This is a genomic window from Pseudoroseomonas ludipueritiae (assembly GCF_014490445.1).
Taxonomy (GTDB): domain Bacteria; phylum Pseudomonadota; class Alphaproteobacteria; order Acetobacterales; family Acetobacteraceae; genus Pseudoroseomonas; species Pseudoroseomonas ludipueritiae.
The window spans coordinates 1-9,740 of the sequence record NZ_JACTUZ010000165.1; the positions used below are offsets into that span (position 1 = coordinate 1).

The 9,740-nt window shown below is 71.0% G+C and carries 12 protein-coding genes; 8 read left to right on the plus strand and 4 right to left on the minus strand.

What is annotated here, in order from left to right; translation table 11 throughout:
- On the minus strand, window positions 1-656 hold a 656-nt coding region (locus IBL25_RS22050; RefSeq protein WP_187780649.1), incomplete at its 3' end, for an ROK family protein.
- Between the two features lie 99 nt (window positions 657-755).
- Here IBL25_RS22050 and IBL25_RS22055 point away from each other — a divergent pair.
- The 8 genes from IBL25_RS22055 (at window position 756) to IBL25_RS22090 (ending at window position 6,627) form a co-directional block, all read left to right on the plus strand.
- Window positions 756-1,139 (plus strand): PH domain-containing protein, encoded by a 384-nt coding sequence (locus IBL25_RS22055; RefSeq protein WP_187780650.1) that lies wholly within the window; start codon window positions 756-758, stop codon window positions 1,137-1,139.
- A 42-nt stretch (window positions 1,140-1,181) separates the two neighbouring features.
- Window positions 1,182-1,430 carry a sulfurtransferase TusA family protein gene (locus tag IBL25_RS22060; protein ID WP_187780651.1) on the plus strand — a complete coding sequence of 83 codons (249 nt, stop codon included), beginning with the start codon at window positions 1,182-1,184 and terminating at the stop codon, window positions 1,428-1,430.
- Window positions 1,427-2,371, plus strand: coding sequence for a histone deacetylase family protein (locus IBL25_RS22065; RefSeq protein ID WP_187780652.1), 945 nt, complete (start codon window positions 1,427-1,429; stop codon window positions 2,369-2,371). Before IBL25_RS22060 ends, IBL25_RS22065 begins: the two co-directional genes overlap by 4 nt.
- Before the next feature lie 87 nt (window positions 2,372-2,458).
- Window positions 2,459-2,728, plus strand: coding sequence for an exodeoxyribonuclease VII small subunit (locus tag IBL25_RS22070; RefSeq protein WP_187780660.1), 270 nt, complete (start codon window positions 2,459-2,461; stop codon window positions 2,726-2,728).
- Window positions 2,725-3,621: a polyprenyl synthetase family protein gene (locus IBL25_RS22075; protein ID WP_187780653.1), complete on the plus strand. Its 897-nt coding sequence runs from the start codon at window positions 2,725-2,727 to the stop codon at window positions 3,619-3,621. The genes IBL25_RS22070 and IBL25_RS22075 overlap by 4 nt, the downstream gene beginning before the upstream one ends.
- Window positions 3,621-5,594 carry a 1-deoxy-D-xylulose-5-phosphate synthase gene (dxs, locus tag IBL25_RS22080; RefSeq protein WP_187780654.1) on the plus strand — a complete coding sequence of 658 codons (1,974 nt, stop codon included), beginning with the start codon at window positions 3,621-3,623 and terminating at the stop codon, window positions 5,592-5,594. Before IBL25_RS22075 ends, dxs begins: the two co-directional genes overlap by 1 nt.
- Window positions 5,591-5,875, plus strand: a complete 285-nt coding sequence (locus IBL25_RS22085; RefSeq protein ID WP_187780655.1) for a hypothetical protein — start codon at window positions 5,591-5,593, stop codon at window positions 5,873-5,875. The genes dxs and IBL25_RS22085 overlap by 4 nt, the downstream gene beginning before the upstream one ends.
- A 2-nt stretch (window positions 5,876-5,877) precedes the next feature.
- Window positions 5,878-6,627 (plus strand): TlyA family RNA methyltransferase, encoded by a 750-nt coding sequence (locus IBL25_RS22090; RefSeq protein WP_187780656.1) that lies wholly within the window; start codon window positions 5,878-5,880, stop codon window positions 6,625-6,627.
- A 28-nt stretch (window positions 6,628-6,655) separates the two neighbouring features.
- Here the strand turns inward: IBL25_RS22090 and IBL25_RS22095 are convergent, their stop codons facing one another.
- The 3 genes from IBL25_RS22095 to aroC form a co-directional block, all read right to left on the minus strand.
- Complete coding sequence (locus IBL25_RS22095) at window positions 6,656-6,802, minus strand: peptide chain release factor 1 (protein WP_187780657.1); 147 nt, start codon at window positions 6,800-6,802, stop codon at window positions 6,656-6,658.
- 142 nt (window positions 6,803-6,944) lie between these two features.
- Window positions 6,945-8,168 carry a hypothetical protein gene (locus tag IBL25_RS22100; RefSeq protein WP_187780658.1) on the minus strand — a complete coding sequence of 408 codons (1,224 nt, stop codon included), beginning with the start codon at window positions 8,166-8,168 and terminating at the stop codon, window positions 6,945-6,947.
- Between the two features lie 200 nt (window positions 8,169-8,368).
- Window positions 8,369-9,475: a chorismate synthase gene (gene aroC / locus IBL25_RS22105; RefSeq protein WP_187780659.1), complete on the minus strand. Its 1,107-nt coding sequence runs from the start codon at window positions 9,473-9,475 to the stop codon at window positions 8,369-8,371.
- Window positions 9,476-9,740: the final 265 nt, after the last annotated feature.

Genomic DNA, 9,740 nt, shown 5'->3' on the forward strand with positions numbered 1-9,740 from the left:
GCCTCCGCCGCGGCATCGCCGGCGGCGGCCGCGGCGGTGATGCCGGTGGCGTCCCGCTGGCCCTCGCCGCGCCAGTCGGCGGCCAGGGCGGGGCCGCAGAGAAAGGTCTCCAGGCAGCCCGGCAGCCCGCACCAGCAGCGGGGGCCGGGGAATTCGGCGGCGGTCATCCAGGGCAGGGGAGTATGGCCCCATTCGCCGCCGACGCGGTTGAGGCCTTCCAGCAGCCGTCCATCGACCACCACGCCGCCGCCGCAGCCGGTGCCGAGGATCACCGCGAAGACCACGCCGTATCCGGCCCCGGCGCCATCGGCGGCCTCGCTCAGCGCCAGGCAATTGGCGTCGTTGGAGACGCGCACCGGGCGGCCCAGCCGCGCCGCGAGGTCGGCATCCAGCGCCCGGCCGTTCAGGCACTGGGTATTGGCATTGCGCACCAGCCCGCTGGCGGGGCTGAGGCTGCCGGGGATGCCGATGCCGAGGGAGGCGGTGGTGCCCAGCTCTTCCTCCGCCTGCCGCACCAGCCCGGCCATCATCTCCAGGATGCCGTTGTAATCGCCGGGCGTGGGGGCGCGGCGGCGCAGCCGGACCTGGTCCGCCATGTCCAGCGCCACGATTTCCGTCTTGGTGCCGCCGAGGTCGATGCCGATGCGCAGGGTCATGGGCGCGGACCATAAGGCGGCGGCGCGGCGCGCGGAAGCTTGTGCCCGCGCCCTGCCTCCCCCATCTGCGGCGGAAGGAAACGAGGCGGGAGAGGCCTGATGCTGGGACGGATTCTGGGCGCGGTGACCGGCGATGCCGGGCGGGTGGAGCCGGCGGCGCTGGGCCCCAGGTTCCAGGAGGCGCTGCTGCCGGGGGAGGAGGTGCTGGCCGCCTTCCGCACCGTGCGCGACGGCTTCGCGCTGACCGACTGGCGCGTGATGGTCATGGACCGCCAGGGCGTCACCGGCTCCAAGACCGAGATCGTGAGCATCCCTTACCGCTCCATCCACCGCTTCTCGGTGGAGGCGGGCGGCACCACGGACCTGGACGAGGAGCTGAAGATCTGGGACCGCGCGGGGGTGGAGCCCTTCGCCTTCTCCTTCCGCCGCGGCAGCGGGGTGGCGATGGCGGCGCATGCCATCCTGGCGCAGCGGCTGCGCTGAGCACCCTTGCGCCGGCCTGCCGCCGGTGATCCATTGCCGGACATGAGTGAAACAACGCTCGACGTCCAGGGCCTGACCTGCCCCCTGCCCGTGCTCAAGGCCAACAAGGCCCTGCGCGACCTGAAGCCCGGCGCCAAGCTGACGGTGCTGGCCACCGACCCGGCCAGCGTCGCCGATTTCCAGGCCTATTGCCGCGAAACGGGCCATGCCCTGGTCTCCTTCAGCGAGGCCGCCGGGACCTACCGCTTCACGCTGCGCAAGCGGGAGGATGCCGCCGCCAGCAAGCCATGACGCCCCTGGTGCTGCTGCTGACCCACCACGCCTGCCTCGGCCACGAGAATTTCGAGGACCATCCCGAATGCCCCGACCGCCTGCGGGCGGTGCTGGGGGCGCTGGAAGCCGAGGAATTCGCCGGCCTGCTGCGGGAGGTGGCGCCGGCGGCCGCCGAGGCGCAGCTGCTGCTGGCCCATTCGCCCGAGCATGTGGCGCGCATCCTCTCCACCCGCCCGCTGCCCGGCCGCTTCGTGCCGCTGGATGGCGATACCGGCATGAACCACGCCAGCGCCGAGGCCGCCCTGCGCGCCGCCGGGGCCGGGGTGGCGGCGGTGGACGCGGTCTGCGCGCGTGAGGGGCAGGGCGGCGTCACCCGCGCCTTCTGCGCCGTGCGCCCCCCGGGACACCATGCGGAGCCGGAGCGCGCCATGGGCTTCTGCTTCTTCGGCAATGCCGTGATCGCCGCGCGGCATGCCCAGCGGGCGCATGGCCTGGGGCGGGTGGCGATCCTGGATTTCGATGTCCACCACGGCAATGGCACCCAGGCGGCGGTGGGGGGCGACCCTTCCATCCTCTTCGCCTCCACCCACCAGTCGCCCTGCTATCCTTTCACCGGCGCCGCGGCGGAAACCGGGGTGGGCAACCTGTTCAACGCGCCGCTGCCGCCCGGCTCCGGCAGCGCGGAATTCCGCGCCGCCTGGGCGGAGACGCTGCTGCCGGCGGTGGAGCGCTTCGCGCCGGAGCTGATCGTGATCTCCGCCGGATTCGACGCCCATGCGCGCGACCCGCTGGCGCAATTGCGATTGCGGGAGGCCGATTTCGGCTGGCTGACGGCGGAAATCTGCCGTATCGCCGACCGCTGCTGCGGCGGCCGGGTCGTCTCCATGCTCGAAGGCGGCTATGATCTGCATGCCCTGGCGGCCTCCACCGCCGCCCATCTGCGCGCGCTGATGGCCTGACACGACGCCCTCGCGTCACGTGAGTTCTTGAGGTTCCCCATGTCCGAGACGCCGTCGCAACCTTTCGCGGAGACCGGCGCGCCGGCCCTGACCACCGGAGCCGCGCCCGGCCGCCCCGCCGCCCGCGCCGCCAAGGCGGCGGCCGATGACGTCGCCGCGCTGTCCTTCGAGGCCGCGCTGGCCGAGCTGGACGGCATCGTGAAGAAGCTAGAAGGCGGCCAGGCCAAGCTGGAAGAAGCCATCGCCGACTATGAGCGCGGCGCCGCGCTGCGCCGGCATTGCGAGGCCAAGCTGGCCGAGGCGGAGCAGAAGGTGCAGGCCATCGTCTCCGGCTCCTCCCTGCGGGACATGGCATGAGCGCGGTGCTGGCGGAGGCGCTGCGCGAGGCGGCGGCCGAGATCGAGGAAACGCTCGACACCCTGCTGCCGCCCGAGGAAGGGCCGGAAGCCAAGCTCGCGGCCGCCATGCGCTACGCCACCCTGGGCGGCGGCAAGCGGATGCGTGGCTTCCTGGTGCTGGAAAGCGCGAAGCCCTTCGGCGTGGCGCGGGCCAGTGCCTTGCGGGTGGCGGCGGCGATCGAGATGCTGCACGCCTATTCGCTGGTGCATGACGACCTGCCGGCGATGGACAACGACGACCTGCGCCGCGGCAAGCCCACCACCCATATCGCCTTCGGCGAGGCCACGGCCATCCTGGCCGGCGATGCGCTGCAGGCGCATGCCTTCGCCATCCTGGCCGATGAGGATACCCATTCCGATTCCGCCGTGCGGATCGAGCTGGTGCGGCGGCTGGCCATCGCCTCCGGCCCCCGGGGCATGTGCGGCGGCCAGATGCTGGACATGCTGGCCGAGGAAAGCAACGAGCCGCCGACCGAGGCTTCCATCGGCCGCCTGCAACTGCTCAAGACCGGCAAGCTGATCGAATTCTCGGCCGAGGCCGGCGCCATCCTGGGCAAGGCCGCGCCGCAGCAGCGCCACGCGCTCTGCGCCTATGGCCGCGACCTCGGCGCCGCCTTCCAGATCGCCGATGACGTGCTGGATGCCACGGCCACCGCCGCCGAGACCGGCAAGGCCACCGGCAAGGATGCCGGTGCCGGCAAGGCCACGCTGGTCGGTCTGCTGGGGCTGGACCGCGCCCGTGCGCAGGCGGAAAGACTGGTCGCCCAGGCGCGCGAGCACCTCGACAGCCTGGGTGAGCGCGCCGATCTTCTGCGGATGCTGGCTGACTACACCATCGAGCGGAGGTCCTGATGGCCCAATCCCCGCCACCCGTGTCGCCTAACCTGCCGCCTTCGACGCCGTTGCTGGACCGTATCCGCACGCCTTCGGACCTGAAGAACTATTCGGCCGAGCAGCTCAAGCAGATCGCCGATGAATTGCGGGCGGAGACGGTGCATGCCGTCAGCCAGACCGGCGGGCATCTCGGCGCCTCCCTGGGCGTCGTGGAGCTGACCGTCGCGATCCACGCGGTCTTCGACACGCCCAAGGACCGGCTGATCTGGGATGTCGGCCACCAGGCCTATCCGCACAAGATCCTGACCGGGCGGCGGGACCGTATCCGCAGCCTGCGCCAGGGCGGCGGCCTTTCCGGCTTCACCCGGCGGAGCGAGAGCGAATACGACCCCTTCGGCGCCGCGCATTCCTCCACCTCCATCTCGGCCGGGCTCGGCATGGCCGTGGCGCGGGACCTGCTGCGCCCGGGCGGCAAGCGCAACGACCAGAGCGTGATCGCCGTGATCGGCGATGGCTCCATGAGCGCGGGCATGGCCTATGAGGCCATGAACAACGCGGGCGCCATGCGCTCCCGCCTCATCGTGGTGCTGAACGACAACGACATGTCCATCGCGCCGCCCGTCGGCGCCATGTCGGCCTATCTCTCCCGCCTGATCTCCTCCCGTCCCTTCCTCAGCCTGCGGGACGTGATGGCGCGGCTGGCGCGCCGCTTCCCGGCGCCGCTGGAGCGCGCGGCGCGCCGGGCGGATGAATTCGCCCGCGGCATGCTGACCGGCGGCACGCTCTTCGAGGAGCTGGGCTTCTATTACGTCGGCCCCATCGACGGCCATAACCTGGACCACCTGCTGCCGCTGCTGCGCAACCTGCGCGACGCCGATACCGGCCCGCCGGTGCTGCTGCATGTGGTGACCAGGAAGGGCAAGGGCTATCCGCCAGCCGAGGCCGCGCCGGACAAGTACCACGCGGTGGCCAAGTTCAACGTCGTCACCGGCGCGCAGAACAAGGCGCCGCCGGGCCCGCCGACCTATACCGGCGTCTTCGCCAAGGCGCTGATCGCGGAAGCGGAGCGGGACGAGCGCATCGTCGCCATCACCGCCGCCATGCCTTCCGGCACCGGGCTGGACCAGTTCCAGAAGCGTTTTCCGCGCCGAACCTTCGATGTCGGCATCGCCGAGCAGCATGCCGTGACCTTCGCCGCCGGCATGGCGACCGAGGGCATCAAGCCCTTTGTGGCGATCTATTCCACCTTCCTGCAGCGCGCCTATGACCAGGTGGTGCATGACGTGGCGCTGCAGAAGCTGCCGGTGCGCTTCGCCCTGGACCGCGCCGGGCTGGTGGGGGCCGATGGCGCCACCCATGCCGGCGCCTATGACATCGCCTATCTCGGCTGCATCCCGGAGATGGTGCTGATGGCGCCGGCGGATGAGGTGGAGCTGGCGCATATGGTGGCCACCGCCGCCGCGCATGACAGCGGCCCCATCGCCTTCCGCTTCCCGCGCGGCGAGGGCTTCGGGCTGGAAGAGGTGCCGGCGCGCGGCACGGTGCTGGAGATCGGCAAGGGGCGCGTGCTGCGGGAAGGCGGCAAGATCGCCCTGCTTTCCTATGGCACCCGGTTGCAGGAATGCCTGCGCGCCGCCGATGAACTGGCGGCCCAGGGCCTGCCCTGCACGGTGGCCGATGCCCGCTTCGCCAAGCCGCTGGACACCGAACTGGTGGAACGGCTGGCGCGCGAGCACGAGGTGCTGGTGACGCTGGAGGAAGGCTCGGTCTGCGGTTTCGGCGCGCTGGTGATGCAGCATCTGGCGACGCAGGGCATCTTCGATGCCGGGCTGAAGTTCCGCCCGATGTGCCTGCCGGATGCCTTCATCGACCACGACACGCCGAAGAAGCAGTACGAGGAAGCCGGGCTTTCGGCCGCCAGCATCGTCGCCACCGTGCTCGGCGCGCTGGGGGAGGCCAGGGGGACGGCAACCGCGCCGGCACGCGCGTGAGCATGATCGTCTTCGAGCTGTGGCACTACCAGCTCGGCCCCGGCGTGGATGATGAGGAAGTGGACTGGGAAGAGGTGAACGGGCTGCGCATCGGCCTCTTCTCCACCCGCGCCATGGCCGAGGCGGCCCTGGAGGCGCGGCGCGACAAGGAAGGCTTCGTGGACTGGCCCGACGGCTGGCGCATCTGGGACTGTGAGCTGGACGAAGCGGGTTTCGAGGATGGCTTCCCCGGCTGGGAAGGCCCGGCCCCCGGCCCCGCCGCGCGGCCGAAGCTGCACTGACCATGGCCACCAAGATGCGCGCCGACCAGGCGCTGGTGGAGCGCGGGCTGGTGGAATCCCGCTCCCGCGCCCAGGCCTTGATCATGGCCGGCAAGGTTTTTTCCAACACGAAGCGGGTGGAGAAGCCCGGCCAGCCGGTGCCCGAGGACATGCCGCTGGAGGTGAAGGGCCAGGAACACCCCTGGGTCTCCCGCGGCGGCATGAAGCTGGCGCATGCGCTGGAATTCTTCGGCCTCTCGCCGGAAGGGCGGGTGGCGGTGGATGTCGGCGCCTCCACCGGCGGCTTCACCGATGTGCTGCTGCATGGCGGCGCGACGAAGGTCTATGCGGTGGATGTCGGCCATGGCCAATTGGCCTGGAAGCTGCGCAGCGACCCGCGCGTGGTGGTGCTGGAAAAGACCAATGCCCGCCGGCTGGACGCGAGCCAGGTGCCGGAAGCGCCCGGCATCGTGGTCTGCGATGCCAGCTTCATCGGGCTGGCGACGGTGCTGCCGGCCGCCCTGGCCCTGGCCGCCCCCGGCGCCTGGGCGGTGGCGCTCATAAAACCGCAGTTCGAGGCGGGGCCGGACAAGGTGGGGAAGGGTGGCGTGGTGCGCGACCCGGCCGTGCATGAGGCCGTCTGCGCCACTGTGCGCGACTGGTGGTCGGGCCTGCCGGGCTGGGAAGTGCTGGGGATCGAGCCGAGCCCCATCCTGGGGCCCGAGGGGAATCGGGAATTCCTGATCGCCGCGCGTCGCGCGGGGGAAGGCTGAAAAGCCCTCCTCCGCGCGACGGCGGGAATCAGGCGGCCACGGGCTGCGCCTGACGCGCCGCGCCGGAAATTTCCTGCAGCAGAAGCCAAACGCGGTGCGGGTCCATGCGGACCTCGGGGTCGTTCAGAAGCCGGTCCAGTTCAACCAGCTTGGCTTCCATCTCACGCTCGGACATACGGTCCCTGCCTCGAAACGCATTGCACTGGTGATGCAATGCAGCATGGCGGAAATGGTTACCGCTTTCCCCATGAATTTTTTCGGAATGTATCAATCCCGTCATAACGTTGGCGTGAAGCGACGAGCGAAACCGGGTTTCGTCAGCCGCAGGAGGCGATGGAAGGCCGCAGCACCGGGCAGGCGGCAGCGGCATGGCCGGAATTGCGGAAGCGCAACTCGCCTTCCGCCACGGCATCCGGCGGCGCGGCGCCGAACATCTCCAGCCGCGTGGCGAAGCCGGCCGCCACCAGCGGCTTGGCGCCGGGGCTGGTGAAGAAGCGGCGCACCGCGCCTTCCAGTTCCAGCGTGTCGCGCAGCATGCGCCATTCCTGCCGCTCCAGGTCATCCAGGAAGACCGAGAGGATGCCGGGCCTCTGGCCGCTGAAGCGGCGGATGGCGGCCTGGTCCATGCGCCGCACCGCCGCCCCCGCCACCGCATTGGCCTGGCCGGCGCGGGCCGCCAGCACGAAGACGCTGCCCGCCGCCGGGTCCCCCGTCACGGCCAGATGCGCGTCGGGGCCGAATTGCGCGCGCAACTGGCGCGGCAGGTCGCGCTGCGCGGCCATGCGGGCGCCGGCCAGCATCAGCGGGTCCAGCTTCAGCACCGCCGCGGCCGAGGCATCCTGCCGCTTCTGCTCCGCCAGCAAGGTGGAGATGCGGCGCTGCAATTCGGAAAGCTGCTCAGGGCCCTGGATGCCCTCGGGCAGGGTCATCTTCAGCAGGTAGCGGCCAGGATGCGCGGCCAGCCAGGTTTGCAGGTCCGGGTTGATGCCGTCCATCAGCGCGCACCAGTCGGTGCGGGGCAGGGCGCGGCCTTCCTCGGCCGAGACGGTCTCGCAGGCCAGTTCCGCCTCCACCCCGCCGCGCTCCAGCAGCAGGTCATAGGGCGTGCCCTCGGTCAGGCCGGTGAAATGCACGGTGAAGCCGCGTGCCCGCTGCCGCGCGGCTTCCCGCAGCAGGTGGAACAGCGGGATCAGCGTCTGCTCGCCGGTCAGGCCTTCCAGCAACTGCTCGCGAAGGCGGGCACGGGGCGCTTCCGGCAAGGTATCGGACAGGGCCACGGCATCGCGGGCCAGGGCCAGCAGCGCCTGCTCGGCGGCGCTGGGGGCACGGCGGCCATCCTCGGGGCGGGACAGGCGGGCCAGGATCAGTTCCAGCGCATGCCGCTGCTGCGCCGCCCGCCCACGCCAGGAATGCGGCCGCGCGCGCAGCGCCAGATCCGCCATCCGCCGCGACCAGGCCGCTTCCCCCGCCAGGCCCATGAAGGCCTGCCAGGGAGAGGCCCCGGCAGCGGTATCCTCGAAGGCGGGGTCGGCGAGCGACATCGGAAGGCGCCTCATGTCTCGGTGGCGGGGCCCGAAGCCTAATCGGGGATAGATGTGCAACGTCAAGCCGCCCGTTCAGGTTGTGCTTGGAGCGCTGCCTTGACCAAAAAAATCGTTAAAACACGGAATCATCCGGCAAAAGGCTCCCGTGGCCTTCCGCCGGGCTTTGGCTTCACATCCGCTTGTGCGCCGGCCCCGCCTCAGTTGCGCGGCAGGCGGGCGCGGCCGGGGGCATCCGGGTTCTGCGCCCGGTGGCGCAGCAACTGGTCGGCCAGCACGCAGGCCAGCATGGCCTCGCCCACCGGCACGGCGCGCAGGCCGACGCAGGGGTCGTGGCGGCCCTTGGTGCGCATCTCGATCTCCTGCCCGAAGCGGTCCACCGAGCGGCGGGGCGTCAGGATGGAGGAGGTGGGCTTCACCGCGAAGCGCGCCACCACCGGCTGCCCGGTGGCGATGCCGCCCAGGATGCCGCCGGCATGGTTGGACAGGAACTCCACCTCCCCATCCGGGCCCATCCGCATCTCGTCGGCGTTTTCCTCGCCGTTCAGGGCGGCGCTCGCAAAACCATCGCCGATCTCGACGGCCTTCACGGCATTGATGCTCATCAGCGCGGCGGCGATCTCGGCATCGAGCTTGCCATAGAGGGGGGCGCCGAGGCCCACCGGCACGCCTTCCGCCACCACCTCGATCAGCGCGCCCAGGCTGCTGCCGGACTTGCGGGTCTCGGCCAGCAGGGCTTCCCAGCGTTCCGCCGCCACGGGGTCGGGGCAGAAGAAGGGGTTTTGGTCCACCTGCGCCCAGTCGAAGCGGCCGCGGTCGATGGCATCCGGCCCCATCTGCACCAGGGCGCCGCGCAGCCGCACCGTACCCCCCAGCACCTTGCGGGCGATGGCGCCGGCGGCGACCCGCACCGCCGTCTCCCGCGCGCTGGACCGCCCGCCACCGCGATAATCCCGCACGCCGTATTTCAGGTGATAGGCCAGGTCGGCATGGCCGGGGCGGAAAGTATCGGCGATGTCGCCGTAGTCGCGGCTCCGCTGGTCGGTGTTCTCGATGATGAAGGAGATGGGGGTGCCGGTGGTCAGCCCCTCAAACACGCCGGAGAGGATGCGGACCTGGTCCGCCTCCTGCCGCTGCGTCACGAACTTGGACTGGCCGGGGCGGCGGCGGTCCAGGAAGGGCTGGATATCGGCCTCGCTCAGCGACAGGCCCGGCGGGCAGCCGTCCACCACGCCGCCAATGGCCGGCCCATGGCTCTCACCCCAGCTGGTGACGCGGAAGAGATGGCCGAAGCTGTTGTGCGACATGGGCGGGCGGGGGTTCTCTGTGCGGGTAAGGCTTGGGCGTCTTATGCGGGAAGGGTGGGGGTAGGGGAAGCCCACCCACACTCCGCTGAAACATGACGTTGCCGTCGAGGCGCGCGGGAATGGTTGTCCTGCGGCGCCGGAAGCCACATCCTATCGCCCATGCGCCGACGTCATCTTCTTGCTTCCGGTCTTGTTCTCGCCAGCGGCGGGGTGGCCCTCGCCGCCCGGGCGCAGGGCAGCGCGCCCGCCGCCCCCGGCCCCGCCA